The 22539-nt window shown below is 56.9% G+C and carries 15 protein-coding genes; 8 read left to right on the top strand and 7 right to left on the bottom strand.

The features are described 5' to 3' along the window. The first annotated feature begins 39 nt into the window (after positions 1–39). Complete coding sequence (locus tag ACZ5Q2_RS05640; protein ID WP_230712761.1) at positions 40–1491, top strand: rhomboid family intramembrane serine protease; 1452 nt, start codon at positions 40–42, stop codon at positions 1489–1491. Between the two features lie 50 nt (positions 1492–1541). Here the strand turns inward: ACZ5Q2_RS05640 and ACZ5Q2_RS05645 are convergent, their stop codons facing one another. Further along, positions 1542–2996 carry a B-box zinc finger protein gene (locus tag ACZ5Q2_RS05645; RefSeq protein ID WP_374787218.1) on the bottom strand — a complete coding sequence of 485 codons (1455 nt, stop codon included), beginning with the start codon at positions 2994–2996 and terminating at the stop codon, positions 1542–1544. Positions 2997–3272: 276 nt separating this feature from the next. Here ACZ5Q2_RS05645 and ACZ5Q2_RS05650 point away from each other — a divergent pair, with 276 nt between their 5' ends. Beyond that, positions 3273–4796: a methyl-accepting chemotaxis protein gene (locus ACZ5Q2_RS05650; protein WP_230712765.1), complete on the top strand. Its 1524-nt coding sequence runs from the start codon at positions 3273–3275 to the stop codon at positions 4794–4796. Here the strand turns inward: ACZ5Q2_RS05650 and ACZ5Q2_RS05655 are convergent, their stop codons facing one another. Both ACZ5Q2_RS05655 and ACZ5Q2_RS05660 read right to left on the bottom strand, forming a co-directional pair. Continuing rightward, the gene (locus ACZ5Q2_RS05655; protein WP_230712767.1) at positions 4797–5783 is read right to left on the bottom strand and encodes a response regulator; all 987 of its coding nucleotides are present in this window, start codon (positions 5781–5783) and stop codon (positions 4797–4799) included. A gap of 2 nt (positions 5784–5785) precedes the next feature. Then, positions 5786–8677 carry an MHYT domain-containing protein gene (locus ACZ5Q2_RS05660; RefSeq protein WP_374787219.1) on the bottom strand — a complete coding sequence of 964 codons (2892 nt, stop codon included), beginning with the start codon at positions 8675–8677 and terminating at the stop codon, positions 5786–5788. A 215-nt stretch (positions 8678–8892) separates the two neighbouring features. On the opposite strand from ACZ5Q2_RS05660, the gene acnA reads away from it, so the two are divergent. Continuing rightward, on the top strand, positions 8893–11655 hold the full coding sequence (gene acnA / locus ACZ5Q2_RS05665) for an aconitate hydratase AcnA (protein WP_230712772.1): 2763 nt from the start codon (positions 8893–8895) through the stop codon (positions 11653–11655). A 51-nt stretch (positions 11656–11706) separates the two neighbouring features. Here the strand turns inward: acnA and ACZ5Q2_RS05670 are convergent, their stop codons facing one another. From ACZ5Q2_RS05670 to ACZ5Q2_RS05680, 3 genes are read right to left on the bottom strand one after another with little or no spacing between them, the layout of a single operon-like run. Next, positions 11707–13614, bottom strand: coding sequence for an ATP-binding protein (locus ACZ5Q2_RS05670; protein WP_374787221.1), 1908 nt, complete (start codon positions 13612–13614; stop codon positions 11707–11709). A gap of 50 nt (positions 13615–13664) precedes the next feature. Further along, entirely contained in the window at positions 13665–15737 is a 2073-nt protein-coding gene (locus ACZ5Q2_RS05675) for a GAF domain-containing protein (protein WP_374787222.1), read from the bottom strand. Next, positions 15734–17509, bottom strand: a complete 1776-nt coding sequence (locus ACZ5Q2_RS05680; protein WP_374787223.1) for a sensor histidine kinase — start codon at positions 17507–17509, stop codon at positions 15734–15736. The genes ACZ5Q2_RS05675 and ACZ5Q2_RS05680 overlap by 4 nt, the downstream gene beginning before the upstream one ends. Before the next feature lie 94 nt (positions 17510–17603). Here ACZ5Q2_RS05680 and ACZ5Q2_RS05685 point away from each other — a divergent pair, with 94 nt between their 5' ends. The 5 genes from ACZ5Q2_RS05685 to ACZ5Q2_RS05705 all read left to right on the top strand — a co-directional run bounded on the left by ACZ5Q2_RS05685 (position 17604) and on the right by ACZ5Q2_RS05705 (position 22259). After that, on the top strand, positions 17604–19322 hold the full coding sequence (locus ACZ5Q2_RS05685) for a diguanylate cyclase (protein WP_374787224.1): 1719 nt from the start codon (positions 17604–17606) through the stop codon (positions 19320–19322). A 10-nt stretch (positions 19323–19332) separates the two neighbouring features. Then, positions 19333–20487, top strand: coding sequence for an HDOD domain-containing protein (locus tag ACZ5Q2_RS05690; RefSeq protein ID WP_374787225.1), 1155 nt, complete (start codon positions 19333–19335; stop codon positions 20485–20487). Then, complete coding sequence (locus ACZ5Q2_RS05695; RefSeq protein WP_152439329.1) at positions 20471–20878, top strand: response regulator; 408 nt, start codon at positions 20471–20473, stop codon at positions 20876–20878. The genes ACZ5Q2_RS05690 and ACZ5Q2_RS05695 overlap by 17 nt, the downstream gene beginning before the upstream one ends. Before the next feature lie 86 nt (positions 20879–20964). Then, positions 20965–21285: a DUF2288 domain-containing protein gene (locus tag ACZ5Q2_RS05700; RefSeq protein WP_061330908.1), complete on the top strand. Its 321-nt coding sequence runs from the start codon at positions 20965–20967 to the stop codon at positions 21283–21285. Between the two features lie 65 nt (positions 21286–21350). Next, positions 21351–22259, top strand: coding sequence for a LysO family transporter (locus tag ACZ5Q2_RS05705; protein WP_374787226.1), 909 nt, complete (start codon positions 21351–21353; stop codon positions 22257–22259). 104 nt (positions 22260–22363) lie between these two features. Here the strand turns inward: ACZ5Q2_RS05705 and ACZ5Q2_RS05710 are convergent, their stop codons facing one another. Beyond that, positions 22364–22528 carry a hypothetical protein gene (locus ACZ5Q2_RS05710; protein ID WP_374787227.1) on the bottom strand — a complete coding sequence of 55 codons (165 nt, stop codon included), beginning with the start codon at positions 22526–22528 and terminating at the stop codon, positions 22364–22366. Positions 22529–22539 lie beyond the last annotated feature (11 nt).

Here is a 22539-nt window from a genome sequence, read left to right on the forward strand (position 1 = left end):
AGCTTTTCAGGGACAGATTGTGATGAATTGTGACCGCCCATGCTGATTATTCCTGCCGAGAACGCCGTTAACTGGAAACGCCCGCCCTGGGTAACCCTGAGCCTGATGATGGCTTGCCTGCTGGTCTTCCTGTTCTATCAGGGCGGTGACGACCGCAAGTTTGAAGCCGCCCTGGAACAGTACCTGGAAGCCGACCTGCTGGCGCTCGAGGCACCGGCTTATGAAGACTATCTGCAGCGGGAAATCCGGTTCTCTGGTGATGCCCAGAGTGTGCTGGAGCTTCAGGAATTCCAGCAACTGCAGGAGGACAACGAAATCTTCTGGCTGGCAGCCACCCTGTTGGTGGACAGGGAGTTCTACCAGTATCTGCAAGAAAACCGGGACCTGATCTGGGCGCCGGCTGAGCGAAGTCACTGGCTGGAGCAGCGGGTTGCCATCGACGAACAGTGGCTGTCTCGAATGAGCGCTTATCAGTTGGGGCTTATCCCGGCTGAGTTGTCGCTTTACAGCCTGATCACCTACCAGTTTCTGCACGGTGGCTGGGGCCATATCATCGGTAACCTGCTGTTCCTGTTCCTGCTTGGCTTTACCGTCGAGAAAGCCCTGGGGCCTGGCCGTTACCTGATGGCCTACCTGGCCTGCGGTGCGTTATCTGGTTTGATGTACACCGGCTTCTCCATGGGCAGTCAGATTCCTCTGGTGGGCGCGTCTGGCTCCATTTCCGGATTGATGGGCATGTATGTGGCCATATACGGCTTGCAGAGAATCCGGTTTTTCTACTTTCTGGTGGTCTATTTCAATTACTTCCGGGCCCCGTCCATCGCCCTGTTGCCGGTGTGGGTAGGCAAGGAAATCTACGATTACTGGTACGCCGGCTCTACCGGTATTGCCTATATGGCTCATGCTGGCGGGCTGCTTGCCGGCGCTGGCCTGGTCTGGCTGTTGGGTAAAAGCTGGTTGCAGGTGAAAGAAGAGTTTTTTGAACCGGAAGAAGATGAGCAGGACGCCCGCTTTACCTCGGCGTATGCCCAGGCCATGGCCAGCCTTGGACGGATGGATTTCGATTTGGCCCGGCGCCAGTTTGAAGCGTTGCGGGAACGCTACCCCGAGCGCACCATCGTGTTGGAACATCTGTACCAGCTGGCCAAACTGCGGCCAGACCTGCCAGCCTACCGGGACCTGTCCCGGGAACTGATGGCCGATGCCATGGCCCGACGGCAGCCAGAGCAAATGATATCAGTATGGCAGGAATATCTGAGCAAGGGTGAGGCCCATCATCCGCTGGCGGTGGAAGACCATAACCGGGTAATGTTTGCCAGTCTAAAGCACCACGATTTGAAATCAGCGGAAAAGGCTTTTGAACGCATGCGCTCAACGGCGGATGTGGAAATGGTCAACGAGGCCTGCCGGTTGTTGCTGGCGGAGTTCGAGAAGCACCAGATGGAGCCAAAAGCCCGCCATTACCGCCAACTGCTCCAGAACACTCTCTGAAGCCTTAAATGCCGGCACAGCGCAGCTTGCCCTGTGCCGGCGTTTTCTGATTACTCCGGTATCTCAAAACTCGCTTTCGGGCCTTTCAGCGGTTGCTGATTGCGGGCTTGGTCCAGCCAAGTGTCGATCTGCCCATGCAAGGGGTGGGTGACACAGCGTTTCTTGATAAACCCGAGAAACGCACTGGCTTTCTCCCACTGTTGCAGGCCATTGGCCAGTGCCTGGGCGGCCAGTAAATAGGCCGGCGCCAGCTGGTCGCTGTCCGGGAACCGTTTGTGGAAATCCTGTAGCAATCGCAACGCCGGCTTGAAGTGGCCCCGGTGATACAGCGCGCTGGCACACTGCACGGCCAGCTCCGGGTCATCCAGCTGAAAGCCGGGCTCAGCCGCTTGCAGGGTCTGCATCAGCTGGTTCAGCCCGTCACCGTCATGCCGCTGGGCCAACCACGCCATCAGGCGCGGATGATAACGGTACAGTTCTGCAGTTGCCTGGCGGGCTGTCAGTATCTGATAGAGCTGCCCGATGCGTTTCGGATTGTCCCGGTCTTTCTTGAGGGACTCGATCAGCATGCTCTGAACCCGGTCGTAGTTGCCGTCTTTCAGGTTCATGTCCAGGTCGGCATCAAAGCGGGTGCTCCGGTCCCGGTTCTGCAGGTCTGCATCGCTGTCTTCCCCCTGAACGTCCGAGGCAAAGCCCAGTTCTTCCTGATACTGGAACAGCAGGTAACCCAGCATATGGAACAGAATCAGGGTAAACGTACTGTTGAGGAAGCCCGCTAGGGGCTGTGCCACCCACATCGGAAAGTGATCAACGGCAAAGTCCTGGGCCGCTCCGGACGCCAGGGTGAGCAGAATCAGGTAGCCATACAGCAGGAAGTAGGGGGTACCGATGCGGGAAATCAGTACCGCCAGATTCATCGGGTTCACCGCCGCACCCACTGATCGCTCCATCGCCAGGACCATGATGCTGGCGGGTAGGGCGAGTATCGCAAATGCCAACGCCAGCATCATAAGAATCGGCCCGCCGATCATCGCGGCCGCAGCCACCAGGCCACCCATCAGCACGAACACCAGAAGCTGCAGAATGACGATATCAAAACCGCTGCCCGTGAACGCAACCGACACCGGTGGCGGTTTTAGATGGCCTTCTGCGGTGTGGCTGATCACGGCATAGGTGTATTTGAACAGCGCCAGCGCCAGCACCAGCCAGATGATCAGACCAACGATGTTTGCCGGTGCAACGATAGGCACCAGCGTACAGATGGCGATTACCATCAGTGGATCGGTATGGAACGGGTAACGGAAGAAAGCGCCGATGCGGTGCCAGAAGGGCACCACCTCGGTTGCCGCCCCGAGATACCGCATGGCTTTGCTGCAGCGTGGGCACAGGGCGCGGCGCTGGCGGGTGTCTGCATCGGGCATGCAGCGGTTGCAATAGTGCATCTGGCACTCGCCACAGTGCCACTTGGCCGGGTCGCCCGGGTGGTAATGACAATCGTGTTTCACGTGAGACAGTTCCTGATCCGTCAGAAATCAGCCGCCAATCATGACAGAACTCGACCCGAGCCGCACCTTTCGGATTTAAAGTTGGTGGATGGGGAGTGCGCCTCAGGGGGTATGTACAACTACTGAGGGCAGCAAAAGCCAGTGATCTGACGAGGGCGACAGGCGTATGTAACAAACGTCTGTGATTTTCGGAATAACCCTATCAATCGCCAACCTGATTGGTCGTTAATATTTTTGTCTGCCCGCCCACTTCTTTTCGCTTCGAGGAAAAACCACATGGCCAACGTTATCCGCATCCAGGACCTGTCCTGGCAACAGGCGGTATCCACGGATCGGCAACTGCTCTTCATTCTGTTGGCCCATGTGCCTGTCGTAGGTCTGCTGGTGCCTTTGGGTTATGACACCCATGGTTTTGCCCTGGTTTCGTCAAGCCTGATTGGTGCGCTGGCGGTGATGGGTTACCGCTTTCTGCGAGGCACCAGGACCTGCTCAACTCTATTCGCTGTGTGTCTGATGCTCTTCTCTGCGGTGATGATTCAGGCTCAGCTTGGGCGCATTGAAATGCATTTCCACATATTCGCAGCGTTGGCGTTGGTCATTATCTATCGTGACTGGTTGCCCGTGGTCGCGGCGGCACTGACGATTGCCGTACACCACCTCGTATTCAATGGGCTGCAAATGGCCGGAGCTCATATCGGTTCCTTACCTGTGATGGTCTTCAGTCACGGGAGTAGCTGGGGGGTGGTGTTCCTTCATGCCGGCTTCGTGGTGTTCGAGGCATGCATATTGGTGTTCTTTGCCTTGTTGATGAACAAAGAACGTAACCAGGCTTTCCAGATGATGTCGATTGTTCAGGATTTTGACCGTGACCACGATGTGTCGGGTCGCCTTCCTGTTGATGATCGAACTGCCAGTGGTGCATCGTTCAATGAGATGATGGAAAAAGTCAGCGAGTTGATCCAACAGATGCGGGATTTTTCCGGTGCGCTGGGGAGCAACTCCAGGCAGTTGCTCCAGGCAAGTCAGCGCACACGACAATACGTTGATGACCAACAGCAACAGGCTGATCAGGTAGCGACAGCCACCAATCAGATGTCGGCCAGCGTGCAGGAAGTGGCCCACAATGCGCAACTGGCATCGGAAGCCGCCAAAGATGCCGCCGATTCTGCCTCTGCGGGCAGCCAGGCTATGGCCAGTGCCCGAACAATGACTGATGCAACCAATAAGGCACTGGAAGACAGCGCCCGGATGGTGGCTCAATTGGCTGACAAAGTGGAATCTATCGCCAGAGTTACAGGTTCAATTCACGATATCTCTGATCAGACCAATCTCCTGGCTTTGAATGCGGCTATTGAGGCAGCCAGGGCCGGCGAACATGGCCGTGGTTTCGCAGTAGTGGCGGATGAAGTCCGATCCTTGTCGCGTCGGACCCAGGAGTTCACTGAGGAAATCCGTACGACAGTGGACGAACTGAAAAACCTGTCGGAGGCCACCAGCGCCGCCATGGAAATGGGACAGACCCGCTCTACAGAATCCAACCGGGCGATTCAGCAGGCAGCTGAGGCTATCAGCCGCATCGAGCAGGCCATTGATTCTGTAAGCAGTATGAACAACCAGATCGCTGCAGCCTGTGAGCAACAGGCTGCCACGTCATTACAGATCAACGAGAACATTCATGCAGTGGCCACCCGTAACAGTGAGGTGGCCAACGAGGCCGACAGTGTGCAGGGGTTGGCAGGTGAATTGGAGAACAGCGTCATCCGTGTTGATGAGTTGATCAGCCGTTACCGGTTGCTCTAGTCAGGATTCCTGCCAACGCTGGCGCACCTCAAGTATCGCTGGCAGGCAGCGGAAGAAGGCCTCGACCAGTTCCGGGTCGAAATGCTTGCCGCTTTGCTCACGAATCAAATCCGTTGCTTGTTCTACGGGCCAGGCCTTCTTGTAAGGGCGCTCGCTGGTGAGAGCGTCGAAGACATCAGCCAGGGCCACGATCCGGGCAGAGATGGGAATGGTGCTTCCTTTCAGGCCTTTCGGGTAGCCGCTGCCGTCCCATTTCTCGTGGTGATTCATGGCCACTTCCCGCGCCATGTTGAGCAGATCTGAGCCGTCTTCACCGATGATCTCCGCCCCGATTTCCGCGTGGCGTTGCATGATGGCCCATTCATCCGGCTCCAGCTTGCCAGGTTTCTGGAGAATGGCGTCCGGAATGCCGATCTTGCCGATATCGTGCATCGGGGCGGCATTGAGCAGGGTGTCGGACCAGGCTTCGCCGAGGCCGGACTCCAGCGCGATCAACCGCGAGAAATGGCTCATGCGGATAACGTGCAGGCCGGTTTCGTTGTCCTTGTATTCCGCCGCGCGCCCCAGCCGCTGAACGACGGCCAACCGGGTCTCTATCAGCTCGTCCATACGCACCAGGGACAGATGATTTTTGACTCTGGCCTTTACAATCGCTGCATTCACCGGTTTGGTGATGTAGTCCACAGCACCCCGCTCAAAGCCCCGGGCCTCATCATCGGCATCGGACAAGGCGGTGACAAAGATGACCGGAATAGCGCGGGTGTCCTGGCCGGCTTTCAGAGCGTTGCACACCTCGTAACCGCACATGCCCGGCATCATCACATCCAGTAGAACAAGATCCGGTTTCTCGCTGCGTGCCAGTTCCAGCGCCCGCTCGCCATCTTTGGCGAACAGTAACCGGTATTGGTCGGAAAGTATGTTACGCAGTACCTGAAGGTTGGCGGGCTCGTCGTCCACCAGCAACAGGGTCTTGGTGTCGGTCAGCATTGTTAGGCCTCCAGGGTATCGCGAAAAGTCATCAGAAGTTCGGCAGCTTTCTCTGGTTCGAAGTCATCGAGAGCCTCGTTCATCGCATCGGCGATCTCCCTGGGCAGTCCTGGCTTCAGTTGTTCGATAGCACGCTCCGGAATCTCGCCCTGGCTCAGGCGTTCGATCACTTGTGCCAGCGTTTTCGAGTCTATGGTATGAGGCTCTGTCCCGCTTTCGGAGGGCATCTCAGAATCCCCAGGCTGTTCGGTCAGCCACTGCTGTGCCCGATCAAAATCGGCCTGGAATTCCTGCCACAGGGCCTCCGGCACCGGTTTGTCCGATTTCAGTCGGGTTTCCAGATTGGCGAGGGTTGCCGCCAGGTGGTGAAAACCCAGATTACCGGCAATGCCTCGAACCCGGTGGGCATCTGCCGCAGGGTTGTCGGAGCTTAGACGGATGGCGCGGGGCTGGTTCTCGGCTGCCTGCAACAGGTGTTTGGCTGCCTGTTGGTGTTTTCGGGTATCCGGCCAGAGCTGTTTGACCGTGGCGGCATCCAGCACGCTGTCATCGGCGACATGGCTGGCGTTGGTGGTTTCGGTGGTCTCAATACCCAGCACCCGGGCCATTTCACCGGTGAGTTCCGGCAGGTTCAGTGGTTTGATGGCGAAGCCGTCCATGCCTGCCTCCAGGGCCTGCCTGCGGTCGTCTTCCAGCACGCTGGCGGTCAGGGCGATCACGGGTGTGTAGCTGCGTTGGGCGGCGGCTTCTTGTTGCCGAATGGCCCGGGTGGCTTCGTGACCATTCATGCCGGGCATCTGCACGTCCATCAGAATCAGATCGAAGGCCTGGTTACGGTAGAGGTCGACCGCTTCTTGGCCGTTGGCGGCCGTGGTGACATCATGTTTGCGGTGAAGCAGCAAAGTTCTCAGCAGTTCCAGGTTTTGTGGCACATCATCGGCAACCAGAATGCGCAAGGGTGGCAGCGCGATTTCCTGGTCTGACAGCGTATCCGCGTCCACGGCCTGGCCGGTTGGCAGGGGCAGTTCTACCTGGAACACCGAGCCTTCGCCCGGGGTGCTGGTTACGCTGATGGTGCCGCCCATCAGTTCCACCAGTTGTCGGGCAATGGTCGTGCCCAGGCCTGTGCCACCAAAGCGACGGGTCATGCTGGAATCGGCCTGGGTAAACGGTTCGAAAATCCTGTCGATGCGATCGGCAGAAATGCCAATGCCGGTATCCTCAACCCGGATAACGACCTTGCGCGCAGCCGGTTCCCGCACCTGCAGGGTGACGCCGCCTGTCTGGGTGAATTTTACGGCATTGCTTAACAGATTCAGCACCACTTGCTGAATGCGCAAGGGATCGCCCTGATAGTATTCTCCGGCCTGGTAATCCAGTGTCAGATACAGCCCTTTGCGCGCGGCATTCAGGGATTGGGTGGCAATCACCTGGTCACAGAGGCGGCGCAGGTTGAAATCTTGCAATTCGAGTTCGGTATGACCACCGTCCAGTTTGGCGGTGTCCAGAATATCGTTGAGCAGGTTAAGCAGAGACCGGGCCGAGGTTTTTACCACGCCAAGATGCCGTGCTTGAGTTTCATCCAGCGGTGCGTCCAGTACCAGGTCGGTGAAGCCGATAATGGCGTTCATCGGGGTGCGGATTTCATGGCTCATGTTGGCCAGAAACGCACTTTTGGCGGCGGCAGCCTGTTCTGCGTCCTCTTTTGCCTGGCGCAGATCGGTTTCCATGCGATGCCGTTCGGAAATATCAGTGATGAAGCCTACAAAGGTGCTGATGCCGCCCAGCCGGGATTCACCAATGCCCAGACGAACCGGAATCTGGTGGCCATCCTTATGTAGCGCCCAGACTTCGCGACCAGAGCCGATGATTTTACGTTCCCCGGTGCGCAGGTAGTTTTTCAGATAGCCGTCGTGGGCATCACGATGGGGGTTCGGCATCAGCATGCTGATATTTTTGCCCACGACCTCATCGGCGCGGTAACCGAAAATGCGCTCAGCCGATTCGTTAAAGGAAAGCACAATGCCCCGGTCGGAAATTTTGATAATGCCATCTACGGCGGCATCGACAATGGTGCGCAGTTCGCTGGCGGTTTCCTGACTTCGCCTCATCAGGGCGCGATAACGGGCTACCGCGTTGACCCCGGATGCGAGCAGGCTGAGGGTTACCGTTACGAATGCAATGGTCAGTGCCAGAACGGTGTGGCTGTTGCTCCCGGGCAGAAAATCCGGGGCGGGCTGGCCGATAAACCGGGCGGCTTCCATCGCAGTGTAATGCATGCCGGCGATGGCCAGCCCCATCACGGTACCGGCGAGTAAACGGCGCTTGTACCCACGCAGGCGAGTTCTATGGCGCAGCCCGAAGCTGATCCACAGCGCCAGGGTGCCCAGCATCACCGCCACCACAATCGACAGTGCGAATAACGTTGGGTCGTAGCGAAGTGCCGGCCCGATCTCCATAGCGGCCATGCCGAGATAGTGCATGGCACCGATGCCGGCCCCGACCACCACGCCACCACCGATCAGTCGCGGCCCGGTCAGTTCGTGCCGGGCCAAAAGGCTGAGTGCCACCCATGAAGCAAACAGACTTGGGACGGCGGATAGTGCGGTAATCCAGGGGTGAAAATGCACATGGGTAGGCATTTCAAAGGCTAGCATGCCAATAAAATGCATGGTCCAGATGCCAAAGCCCAAAGCGGTTGAACCGCTGAACAGATGGAGGCGCTGCATATAGAGGGTATTGCTGCGGCGCGCAGCGGCAACCAGGGTTAGCCCCAGGTAGGAAGCGCCCACAGAGATCAGCAGAGACAACATCACCAGGCCATAGTCGTATTGGCCCGATACCAGTTTGTCAGTCTCGGGATTCAGAACAAAGAAATGATCAAGCGTCAGCAAGCGAGATTCCTGTAAAAGTCGGGGAAAGCTAAGGTGTGTACGGTATCAGTACGGGAATGGCTCAAGTATCGTCTTTTTGTTTAACTTGTATACGCCAGGTCACGGTTGATACTGACAGTATTCACCGGGGTAATGTGGAACATTCACGGGACTGCAGTTGAACTCTCGCCATTCGATGCAATAGTTAAAGGAGATTTCCGACGAGGAGGCATAGCATGTCGAGTTCATCCCTGAGTAAAGACAGCCTGAATACCCTCTCCACCCTGAACGCGGGTGGCAAGACCTATCACTACTACAGTCTGTCCAAGGCGGCCGACACCCTGGGCGACCTGAACCGCCTGCCGTTCTCCTTGAAGGTCCTGTTGGAGAACCTGCTGCGCAACGAAGACGACGTCACGGTGGACCGCTCCCATATCGATGCCATGGTGCAGTGGCTGAAAGACCGAAGCTCCGACACTGAGATTCAGTTTCGCCCGGCCCGGGTATTGATGCAGGATTTCACCGGCGTGCCCGGGGTGGTGGACCTGGCCGCCATGCGCGAGGCCGTGAAGCAGGCGGGTAAAGACCCGGCCCTGATCAACCCCTTATCCCCGGTAGACCTGGTCATCGACCACTCGGTAATGGTGGACAAGTTCGGCAATCCATCTGCCTTCAAGGAAAACGTCGCCATCGAGATGGAGCGTAACCAGGAGCGTTACGAATTCCTGCGCTGGGGCCAGCAGGCCTTTGATAACTTCAGGGTGGTGCCGCCGGGCACCGGCATTTGTCATCAGGTGAACCTGGAGTATCTGGGTAAGACCGTCTGGCAGAAAGAGATCGACGGCAAGAACGTGGCCTATCCAGACACTCTGGTGGGCACCGATTCTCACACTACCATGATCAACGGCCTGGGCATTCTCGGCTGGGGTGTCGGTGGCATTGAGGCCGAAGCCGCGATGCTGGGCCAACCGGTTTCCATGCTCATACCCGAGGTGATTGGCTTCAAGATCACCGGCAAGCTGCGGGAAGGCATCACCGCCACCGACCTTGTGCTGACGGTCACTGAAATGCTGCGCAAGAAGGGCGTGGTGGGCAAATTCGTTGAATTCTACGGCGACGGTCTGAAGGACATGCCGGTGGCTGACCGGGCCACCATCGCCAATATGGCGCCCGAGTACGGCGCTACTTGCGGCTTCTTCCCGGTTGATGAGCAGACCATCAATTACATGCGTCTGACCGGCCGGGATGAGGAGCAGCTTGCGCTGGTGGAAGCCTACGCAAAGGCCCAGGGGCTTTGGCGGGAGCCAGGCCATGAACCGGTCTATACTGATAACCTGGAACTGGACATGGGCGATGTCGAAGCCAGCCTGGCCGGTCCGAAGCGGCCCCAGGATCGCGTGGCTCTGAAGAATATGAAGTCGTCCTTTGAACTGCTGATGGAAACCTCGGAAGGCCCAGGAGAAAACCGCAAAGCCAACCTGGAATCCGAGGGTGGCGGCACTGCCGTGGGCGCCCAGGATGCCTATTTTGAGCACCCGTCGAGCCAGCCGTTGCATATGAATGGCGAGAAGGCCCGGCTCGACCCCGGGGCGGTGGTGATTGCCGCCATTACCTCCTGCACCAACACCTCGAACCCAAGTGTGATGATGGCCGCAGGCCTGATTGCCCAGAAGGCCGTGGAAAAGGGTCTGAACACCAAACCCTGGGTGAAGACCTCGCTGGCGCCGGGTTCCAAAGTGGTCACCGATTACCTGCGCGTCGGTGGCTTCCAGGACGACCTGGACAAATTGGGGTTCAACCTGGTGGGTTACGGCTGTACCACCTGTATCGGTAACTCCGGCCCGCTTCCGGAGGAGGTAGAAAAAGCCATTGCCGACGGCGACCTGACCGTTGCCTCGGTGCTCTCGGGCAACCGGAATTTCGAAGGCCGGGTGCATCCGCTGGTGAAAACCAACTGGCTGGCGTCCCCGCCTTTGGTGGTGGCCTATGCCCTGGCGGGCAATGTGCGTCTCGATCTCGAGAAAGAGCCGCTCGGAAATGACAAGGCTGGCAATCCTGTCTACCTGAAAGACCTCTGGCCCAGCCAGCAGGAGATTGCCGAGGCTGTGGAGAAGGTGAAAACCGACATGTTCCGCAAGGAGTATGCGGAAGTGTTCGATGGTGACGCCACCTGGAAGTCCATCAAGGTGCCCGAGAGCAAGGTGTACGAGTGGAGCGACAACTCCACCTATATCCAGCATCCGCCGTTTTTCGAAGGCATGGGTGAGCAGCCCGAGGCCATCGAGAACATCAAGGATGCCAACATCCTGGCTCTTTTGGGTGATTCGGTCACCACCGACCATATCTCCCCGGCCGGTTCCTTCAAGGCCGACACTCCTGCTGGCAAATACCTGCAGGCACACGGTGTGGAGCCGAAAGACTTCAACTCCTATGGCTCCCGCCGGGGTAACCACGAAGTGATGATGCGCGGCACCTTCGCGAATGTGCGCATCCGAAACGAGATGCTCGATGGTGTGGAAGGCGGTTTCACCAAGTTTGTGCCCACCGGCGAGCAGATGGCCATCTACGATGCCGCCATGAAGTACCAGGAGCAGGGCACGCCGTTGGTGGTGATTGCTGGCAAAGAGTATGGCACGGGCTCAAGCCGCGATTGGGCGGCCAAGGGTACCCGGCTGCTGGGCGTCAGAGCCGTGGTGGCGGAATCCTACGAACGTATCCATCGCTCCAACCTGATCGGTATGGGCGTGATGCCCCTGCAGTTCCCGGAGGGTAGCGATCGCAAGAGCCTGAAACTGACGGGTGAGGAAACCATCAGCATCGAGGGGCTGTCTGGCGAGATCAAGCCGGGCCAGACCCTGACCATGACGGTGACCTACAAGGATGGATCAACACAAACCTGTGAGCTGAAATCACGGATTGATACCGCCAACGAGGCGGTGTATTTCCAGCATGGTGGCATTTTGCACTATGTGGTTAGGGAGATGCTGAAAAACGCCTGAGATACAGGTGCTAAGGCAGGAGGCTGGGGCTCTGTTCTCAGCCTCCTTTGTTCAAGTTTTTCCGGGCCCTTCGTCGTCCGATGATGCGCTCGTTGTCTGTTCCTCTTCGGTTAATTCCAGCCAGAATGTGGCGCCGTGTCCAGGTCGGGAGATGAAGCCAACCGCCCCATGCATTTTGAGCATCAACTCACGGGTAATGGCCAGTCCGAGCCCGGTTCCGGCTTTTGAACACCGGCCATCGGTCTCGGCCTGGGCGAACTTTTCGAACACCAGGGGCTCGAATTCGGGTGGTATCCCTTTACCAAAATCCTGCACCAGGATTCTTACTTTGCGGCCCTCCCGTTCCGTGTAGACGTGCACATCGGAATGCTCTGGTGAAAACTTGATGGCGTTGGAAAGCAGATTGTTCAGGGCCTGCATCAGTCGTCGCTTATCGGCGGTCACTTTCACATCTGCAAGTTGCCGGATATCCACGGTCACCTGATGCTCCGAGGCGTAGTTCCCGATGTTCTCGACACACTCACGCACGACATCAAAGACTTGAAGTGTCTTCATCTCGAGCGTCATTTTACCGGCGATCAGTTTTTCAATGTCGAGCAGATCATTGACCAGATAGGTTAGTTGCTCACTGTTTCTGTGGGCAATCCGGGTCAGTCGAAGCGCGCTATCAGGAAGCGTTCCCGCAGCCTCGTTGGCCAATAGCCCGAGGGCCCCGGAGATGGATGTCAGTGGCGTTCGCAGTTCATGGCTTACCGTAGAGATGAACTGATTCTTTAGCCGTTCTGCGTTTTTCTGCGCAGAAACATCCTCAACAATCAGCCAGACAACGGGCTTTCCATCGGTGGTGATAAGTTTCAGACCGTGCAGCATAATCGGCTTGAGTGAGCCAGTACTATCCTTAACAAGGCTCTGCCGGCCGGTTAGTTTCTCTGACCTGGCCAGCGTCTGTGTTACACCCTCGAACTCGATAATGGGGTCTCCATGCTCGTCAAACGTTCTGTTGAAAAAAGCCAGGGAGCGTGGATGATCACCAAGGATGCTTTTCAGGCTCGGGTTGGCCTGCAGTAGTTTGTTGTTTTCTGCATCGAACAATGCGATCCCGACCGGTGCAAGTTCGAACAGCCCTGAAAACCATTGTTGCATCTGCCGATCCTTAAGCAGCAGCCTGGTCAGCCAGAAGGTTGCAGAGGTTACCAGTAACACCAGCAATGCGAGAATCCCGCGTAACAACCAGGGCTGTGGTGGTTGGTCTGGCCACCCCGCCTTGGGTTGAGCGAACAGGTGCCAACTGGTGCCGTGCATGTCCAGAGCGTTGTATACCGGCTGCTGCCAGCTAACATCTCGGGTTCCGAAAAAGATGCTCTCCGAGGTGGCCAGGTCAGATGAAGTGGACAGCACGAGCTGTGCTTCCTGCAACCTGCTGCCCAGGTTGACGGCTTCGTAAAGGCTTTGAAGGTCCAGGATCACGGAAACCACGCCCCAGAACTCATCGGAGTCGGAGATAAAAATCGGAATTCGGGCTGCCAGTCCCTGGCCTCCTTGCACCAGATTAATGGGGCCACTGAACACCGCGCGTTCCGTTTCCATAAGCATGAGAACCTGTTCGGCCGGGAGGCTTTGCGTCCTCAAGTCCAGGCCAATGGCGGCTTCATTGCCCTCCAGGGGGTATATGTTGTTAATGACAAAATCAGGCGCCAGGCCGATGTTTCTTAATTCAGTGGCCAGCCGAAAAATAACGGCGGCCAGTTCCTGAAAACGAGCCTCGCCCAGTTCTGGTTCCACCGAGACACTTGCTGCCAAGCCCCACACCGTTGTTATGTTCTGCAGAATCCTGCCTTGCAGATCCAGCGCCAGGTCATCGATCTTTGCCTGCCATTCCTGCCGAACCTCGGTTCTGATGCGTTCCGTGCTGACCCTGTCCACGGTGATGGCAACCGACACCATGAGTATCAGAACCATGCAGCGGGCAATCCGTATGAGCGATCGAAACATCTGATCGTTGCCCCTTTTCACTCGGACGCCTCAGGCTTCGACGGCTGCGCCAGCGGCAGTTCAAGCCAGAAGGTTGCGCCTTTTCCTTCTGTCGACTCGAAATCAACGCTGCCACCCATCTGAGCCATGATCTCTCGGGTAATCGCCAGCCCCAGCCCCGTCCCCTGCTTGCCCCTTGTGCTTGAACTGTCGGCCTGGGCAAATTTCTGGAAAATGCGCGCGCGGAAGCTGTCGGGAATGCCGATACCGTGGTCTGTGACCGAAATCCTGACGTGATCGGGGAATAGTTTGGTGGAGACCCTTACGCTGGCACCTTGCTCTGAAAACTTGGCGGCATTGGAGAGCAGGTTGCTCAGTGCCTGGCTAAGGCGTTGCGGATCGAACCAGGCGGTTACACCCGGATGATCCTGTTGGTGGACAACCTGTATTCGCCGGTGTTCCAGGTAAGGCGCCAGGCGCTCGATTGATTCCTCGATAACAGGGGCGACAGGCTGATTGGTTGGGTGCATGGGCATGCGACCAGACACCAGTTTTTCAATGTCGAGCAAATCATTGATCAGGTGTTTGAGTTGCTCTGTATTTCTGAGGGCGATGGACACCATCTGTTGAGATTTCTCGGGCAAATGGCCCAGAGAACTGCTGCTTATGAGGCCCAGTGAACCGGCGATTGAAGTCAGCGGTGTGCGAAGCTCGTGACTGACCGTGGAAATGAACTGGCTCTTCATTTCCTCGATTTTGTGGCGCTCATCAATATCTACAATGTATCCGTGCCATAGCACACTGCCATCGGGCAGTCGCTCAGGCCGTGCCTTGCCCTCTACCCAGTGCCAGCTGCCGTCCTGCCAGCGAATACGATATCTCTGTGTCCAGGGCGCCAGACGGTCGGCAGATGCTTGTATTGAATCAGCGACAACAGCCAGATCATCCGGGTGAATGCGTTCAAAGACTGGCGAAGCATCTTTGGCAACCTGTTCTGCGGTGACCTGGTAAATGGCCTGAATCCCACCGCTGGCGTAGGGAAAGGTACTATGGCCGTCTGGCCACAAGCGGTATTGGTAGAGCATGCCCGGCGCGTTGGCGACCAGTTTGTCGAGTACTTCCGTGTGCTTTTGCTGCTGAATGATGTCGGCGATCCAGCGGCCAAGAAGGTTGACGAATGTCTTTTCTGTTTCCGTAAATCCGGGGCGGCGGGGGGTGGGCGAGGAGAAGTTCAGCGTACCGAACAGCTCATCATCGATCCACACCGGCGCTGCCAGATAACTCTCCAGTCGGAATTGCCGATAACACGGGTGTTCGCTGAAGCGTGACCGCGCCATGTGGTTGATGGCAAGGACGCTACCCTGGGCCGCCAGGAGTGAGCAGTAGGTCTGCTCAAGCGGGAATGTGGTGCCGTTCTCCAGAGACGTCGGATGCCGCTCGTGGTGCCAAAGGATCGTGTAAACGCCGCCGGTGATATTGCTGACAATGGCGGTTTCCAACTTGAGATACTGAGTCGCAATGGCCAAAGCGCGCTCGATTCTCTCAGACACGCTGCCGCTGGAATCCAGAGAAATGTCATTCAGGATATTCAGCGCCTGCGTTCTCCCCGAATAGTAGGTCCCGAGCTCCTGATATTGAAACTCCCGCTCGACCAGGTCTGCAAAATCGCGGAGCGTCTTTTGATCGTCGCTGGAAAAGGTTCTCGGCTTCTTGTCGATCAGGCACAAGGTACCCAAGCGAAAGCCATTCCGGTCCTCCAGTGGTGCACCCGCATAGAAGCGGATGTCGGGTTCGCCGGTGACCAGGGGATTGTCTGCAAACCGTTCGTCTTGCAACGCATTTTCAACCACAAAGGTATCAGCGCCAAGAATGGCATGGCCACAGAAGGAAATGTCGCGGGCGGTTTCCCGTACACCCAGGCCGTAGCAGGATTTGAACCATTGGCGATCCTTGTCTATCAGCGATACCAGGCAAATGGGCACGTCAAAGGTTCTGGCGGCGAGCCTGGTAATTCGATCAAATCGCTCTTCCGGCGGTGTGTCCAGAAGCTGAGCTGCCTCGAGGGCAGACAGCCGCAAAGTTTCGTTTTTGGGGTGGTCAGGCGTTCTCATAGATGGTCCTCGCCCTGGCGTTCTTTCGCACACAGTTCCAACCAGAAGTGGGCGCCGTTTGAGTAATCGTAGCCGACCTTTCCGGACATCAGGCCGGCAAGTTCCCGGCATATCGCAAGCCCTAACCCGGTTCCCGCTTTGGCCCGATTGCAACCAGCCTCTGCCTGGGCAAAGCGTTGGAACAAGTGGGGTAAAAAGTGCTCGGGTACGCCCTGGCCTTGATCTGAAACCATGATGCGAACAATCCCGGGGGCTGTCGAGCTCGCGCTGACGGCTACAACACCATCGCTGGGGGAGTGTTTGATCGCATTACTGATGAAGTTATCCAGTATTTGACGAAGCCGGTCAGGATCTGCAAAAACGCTGAGCATGCTATCGGTTTTGGCAACAAGTTTGACGGAGTAGTGCCCTGCCATCGGCCGGTTTCCGGCGCAGGCGGCCTCTATAGCTTCACTCAGATCAATGTCACGCATCTGGACGTTGAGCTTTCCCGCTACTGCCTTCTCAAAGTCCAGAAGGTCGGTAATCAGTGCCTGAAGCTGCTGGCCGTTGCGTAAGGCCAGCTCAACCATAGCTGATGCTTTCGGCGGCAACTCGCCGGCGGAGCCTGATTGCAGCAATCTGAGAGATCCGTTGATAGAGGTCAGCGGCGTGCGCAGTTCATGACTGACGTTTGACACAAACTGGTTTTTCAAAACATCCAGCGCTTCTCGTTCCGCCATCAGGGTATTGAACGCTTTGGCCAGATTTCGGGTTTCGGCGGGCCCTTCGGTGGTTAACCGCTGGGCAGAAGAGCTGTCTGCCGCCATTCTCGTGATCTTTTGAGACATCCCGCCCAGTTGTCGCGTAGCAGCCCTGGACACAAAGTAAGTCATGACCAATAGCGGGAGCATTGCCAGCACGCTGATCCAGAGAAAACTGCGAAACGAAGCTCTAGCGGGCTGAATGGCGCGCTCATAAGGCGCTGCACTCAAAAATAGCCAGCCGAGTCGCTCCAGATGTCGGGTACTGTATACCCAGCGTTGCCCGGAGAGATCTGTGACCACGCCGAAGGGGACGCCGGATAGGGCCGCGTCGATCAGAGGGTCTTCGCCCGGGTGGGGAAGCTCGGGTGCCGGTTGGTCCTTCTGAAGGGCGTCCACCTGAATAAAGTTTCCGGAGTCCAACACCTTGAGAATGGTGCCTTCATCAGTCTTGATCTCTTCAGGAAGAAGGCCTGCCTCTGCCAGGTTGATGGTGCCCCCGGCTAGTCCCAGTAAGTCGCCATGATCACTTTCAACCGGCGCGAGAAACGATAACAGTGGCAAACCGGTTGTCCGTCCTATAATTGGCCGGCTGACAATAGCCGTGCGGGATTGCATGGCTCGTTTAAAGTGAGGTCGATCCGCATAGGACGTGCCCAGCCGATCAGGCACAAAACGATTTTCAGCGATTGCGACGCTCTGGTTGTCGAAGACCAGCAGTCCGCCGCCAAACAACTTTTCCAGAGTGGGTTGGCGCCCGAGCAGCACTTCGAGCTCAGACAGCGGTAGAAGGTTGTCGCCGTCCGTCAGTACGCTGGCAAATGCCTCCAAGGCATTCAGACGAATACTCAGTTCCTCGTTTACCTTGCTGGCCACTGCGGCCGTTTGTAATGTCTGGCGCTCCGTGAGTACCTGCTCAAAATCGCGAACCAGCATGTCGTAGGCAATGAATAGAATCAGAGCTACGCTGATAACAATGCTTGAGCTGGCAATCAGGACAATGCGGGCGTTGAGGCTTAAAGTTCGCAAGAAAGGCCCTTATGCGAATGGCTGTTGTAGATAAAACATGCTTTGATGAGAATAGTGCACTAGATGCTGAGAATAAAATAGTGAGGAATGCCTTTTGAACAGTATAGCCGTTGACCAATTGCAGGAACGTTTGAGGCTTCTGCAGGAACGGTTTTTTGAACGTGCCCGGGGCGATATTGAAACACTCTCAGGATTTGCCCGTCTGATCGATCAGCAACAGCTGCCGCATTCCGAGCTAGAAAAATGTTATCAGTTGTTGCATCGAATGGCAGGCTCTGCCGGGACATTTGGCTTGCCTGAGCTCGGTCAGTCGGCCAGGGTGATAGAAAAGCAATTGAAGGCACTTCTTGAGTCGGCGGCCAGTGCCGATGTGGCCGGTGATGAGTTTGTCTCTGTTTCAGCTGAAGTTGCCAGTGAAATCAGGCAACTCGCTACGTTGCTGGAAAAAGCCCCTGATGTCGTCACCACGGCAGAGGTTTCTCAGGCCAAGGCCCCAGCCGCAGCGGAGTCATACGACGGGGCCCATGGCATGCAGGTCAATGTCATGGCGCTCGGACACAGTCTTGATTATCTGCCTGGCCTGGTGAAGTCATTAGCCGTCTACGGTTTTGTCTGTGAATCGGGCTCTATTGATCGCCCGGATGACGTTGCTGAGCGCCTCCGCGAGCGCGCCAACGCCTCGATTTTGCTGTGTGTGGACTCAGTGTTGGGCGACGTTATGGACTTTCGTGAGCAGCATTTACCGAAAGCCGAGCATCGTCGGTTCCCGGTGGTGTGCATTGGCCATGAAAGCTCGTTCGACAGCCTGTATCGGGTAGCACAGCAGGGGGCAACGGCCTATTTCTGTGAGCCGCTTGACCTGCCTGAACTGGCAGAGCGGATCGAATCACTGGCCCTGGAGCGGGGTTCGCGTCCCCAGGGCCGGGTGTTGATTGTTGATGACGATCTGGAGCTGGGAGAGCACTATTGTCTGGTGCTCAAGCAGGCTGGGATCATTGCCCGCCTGGTTTCTGACCCGGCGGACTTGATGTCGGAACTGTCGGCGTTTAAGCCTGACCTGGTTCTCATGGATGTTCAATTACGGGATTATTCAGGCGTTACGCTTGCCAGGCTGATACGTTACGAGCCGCGCTGGCTGGGCTTACCAATTGTGTATCTGTCATCGGAAGATAATCCTGAAAACCAGCTGGATGCGTTGTCCAAAGGTGCCGATGAATTTCTGGTGAAGCCGGTCACAGATGATTACCTTGTCCGGTCGGTACGCATTCGCTGTTACCGTGCCCGCCAGTTATCGGACCTGATGAACCGTGACAGCCTCACCGGGCTGCTCAAACACTCGCTGATCAAGCAGGAAGTCGACCGAGAGTTGTCCCGCTGTCGCCGCGCCGGTCACACTTCGTGTGTAGTCATGTTGGACCTGGATCATTTCAAGCGAGTAAATGATACTTGGGGGCATGGTCAGGGCGATATTGTTATTCGTACCCTGGCAAATTTACTGCGCAACCGGCTGCGTGAGTCTGATGTAATCGGGCGTTATGGTGGCGAAGAGTTTCTGTTGATTCTGCCCGATTGTGAGCCGACGGTGGCGGTGAAACTCATCGAGGCCATTGGTAAGAGTTTTGCCGAACTCGTTTTCTGGGCAGGGGATGTCAGTTTTCAGGTTACCCTGAGTGCTGGCGTTGCGTTAATCAACGATTTTCCTGTTTCCGATCAAGCCATCGAGGCCGCTGATCAGGCACTGTACCACCGAAAACGGGGTGGGCGTAATGGTGTGACGCTTTACGATCCGTCTCCTGTTGGGGTGAAATCTTGAGGGGTGCCTGTTGAAAACATTGATACTGGAAGACGACGAGCTGGTGGGTGAGCTGCTTGAGACGGTCGTCGCGGGTATTCATCAAGGCGCTGCCGTGAGTCTTGCGCGATCTTTGAGCGAGGCCCAACAACTGTTAGACAGTGGTAGCCGTTACCACTTGTATCTTATCGACTGGCAGCTGCCAGACGGTTCCGGGCTCGATCTGGTCAAGCGAGTACGCGCTGGTGATCGTGACGTGCCTATTGTGATGGTATCCGGGCGTTCTGATCGGGAATCGGTACTCAGGGCAGCCCATCATGGTATCAGCGGATATATTACCAAGCCCCTGGATGTACAGCTGTTGCACGAACGTTTGACCAAGCTTGTCCCTGCCGTCGAGCCTGGTCACGGATCTGCAGACGAGTATTTGAAAGAGTCGTTAAACTCGGTGGTTCAATTACCGACGGATATTGATCCAATCGATGTTCTGGACCTTATCGGCAGGCAGCAAGAACTGTCACCGGCTCAGCTGGCGGAGCGCTGGCGTGAGGACGCGGCGCTGACGGCCCGCCTGCTGGACGTGGCCAATAGCAGCTCATTTCGGCGCACGGGCAAGCCGGTTGAATTCCTCCGGGATGCCATCAGCAATATGGGCGTGGCCATGGCGTTGAATCAAGCCCTGGCGCTGGCACTGGATGTGGCCGGTAAGATAGATAATCCGGACCTGCAGGCTCAGGCCAGAGCTTTCCACGACATGGCATTGCAGGTGTCGCGTGAGGCTCAAAAACTTGCGATCAGGCTGGGGAAGTCGCCCTCGTTATTTCAACAGGCGGGGCTTCTGAGCCGCTTGGGAGAGATGGCAGTTCTGAAAGTGCTGAACCAGTTCACGGCAGAAGGAGGCTCGCTGAACGGTGCAGAGGTGGAGCAGTGCATTGGCCAGTGGTCTCAGGATTACGGCAATCGCTTGAAAGTACAATGGAAACTGCCCCTTAGCCTGAGAGACATGATTGGCGCCGTGCATTTCCTGCCGAAAGACAGTACCCGTGAAGATCGCCTCGTGATGCGGGCCGCCGCATTGATTGCAGGGGGGCAGTCGGATAGTGATGAATGTCAGCGACTTTTGCGGCGTATTGGTCTGGATCTGAAACCATCCACCGAGGAGCCGCAGCATGGCGTCCGTTCCTGAGGCATCGCTGAACAAAATCCTGTACGTGGAAGATGACCCGGATATCCGGGCCATTGCCGAACTGGCATTGCAGGATGTGGGTGGATTTAACGCAGCACTTTGCAGCTCTGGCCAACAAGCCCTGGAAGTGGCTCCTGAGTTCGAGCCGGATCTGATTCTTCTGGACGTGATGATGCCCGAAATGGACGGTCCTGAGACCATGCGGAGATTAAGGGCTCTGGACGCGACACGAGCCACTCCGGTGATTTTTATGACTGCCCGTATTCAGAGCACTGAAATTCAAGAATATCTGGCATTGGGGGCCATCGGTGTTATCCCCAAACCCTTTGACCCGATGACGCTGGCGGATGATATTCATCGAATAGCGAAAGACAATACGCAGGGGGCATGATGCAGCGCTGGCGGTGATGAGTGCGTGATTGGCCAATTTGCGTTAGGCTGGCGCGCCTGAATGAGTAGCTGCTTAGTTGAGGTGTTATGTCTTCTTCTGAATCCCCTGATGAAATCAAAGCACGGCTGAACCTGGAAACCTCCCGAATTCACTGGCATGAGCTGCAAACCTATTACGCCCGCGGCCAGGTGGTACGGGTAGCGCCGGAGCTGGATCTGTTGAACGTGGCGGCCGAACTGACCGCCGATAACAAAGCGCAGTTCGAGCACTGGATGTCGGGCGGCCAGGTAGGGGAGGTCGCGCCCGATCTCGCCCGCGCCTGGTACGATCGCAATGCCGAACTCTGGGCCGTGGTGATTGCCCCCTGGGTGCTGGTTCAGGACCGTTCTGGCCAGGGCCTGCATTGACCCAGGGCTGTTGCCGGCCCACGACGCCGGTTTCCGATATTGTCTAACCTGCCCGTGAGGGGTTTATGCTGACTGGTGCGTTGCTTGTTCTGGCGCCTTTGTTTCTGGGCTTTGCCATAGCGCTCTCTAACCGCCGTCTGATGACGGTAATACACTATACCGTGGAAGCCCTGGTCTATTTCATTCTGGCGCTGCTGGGTTTTGGCCTGGGTCAGATGGATGGCCTGCTGGACCAGTTAGGCACCATGGCTGCTCAGGTGGCGGGGTTGGTAATGGTGCTGCTGGTGGCCAACATGGTGGGCCTGTGGTTGTTCCACCGCTGGCAGCCCATGTCCACGGGAGAGGAAGCCGGTCAGGAGAGGCCGAGTTATCGCCGGTTGTTCCTTGCCGGCTTGAAACCGCTACTGGCGGTTGTCGCTGGGGCCCTGGCCGGCTACTTCCTGTTACCGCAACTGCCGCTGGTTGACGATGTGGCTACCTGGGCGCTGATGCTGTTGCTGTTCTTTATTGGGCTGCAGTTGCGTAATGCCGGGTTGTCGCTCCGCAAATTGCTGATGAACCGCCAGGGCCTGGGCATTGCGCTGGCGATGGCGTTGAGTTCCCTGCTGGCGGGCCTTTTGCTGATTCCTTGGCTGGATGTGCCCTGGCACCAGTCCCTGGCTCTGGCCTCCGGATTTGGCTGGTATTCGTTGTCTGGCATCGTGATCGGCGATGCTCTGGGGCCCGCCTGGGGTGGCGTGGCCTTCCTGAACGATGTGCTGCGGGAGATCATCGCCCTTGCCATCATTCCGCTGGTTATTGGTGCGCGCCCGGCCATGGCCATCGGTTACGGTGGTGCAACCGCCATGGATTTCACCCTTCCGGTCATCCGCAGCAGCGGTGGCCTTGCCTGTGTGCCGGTGGCCATCGCCTCGGGCTTCCTGCTGTCGTTTCTGTCGCCGGTGTTAATGGGGATCTTTCTGGCTTTGGGTTGAGCGGCAAGAATCCAATGACATTCAGAATCTGAAATTGACCCGGTGCAATGCTTTGGTCAGATTTACCGCTATAGTGGCTACGTATTAGTATCCGAATAAGCGATTCAATGGCGGGCCTGCTGGCCTCCAATCGCGTGGATTTCTTTCTGACCAACCCCAGCCACTTCCTGATGAACCGTAACGGGGAACTGATCAATTGCAACCGGGCCGCCGTGGATCTGGTGGGTGGAGCATGGCGACCAGCTGTTACGCCAGGCAGGCCAGGCCATGTATCGCGCCA

Source organism: Marinobacter alkaliphilus (assembly GCF_055394375.1).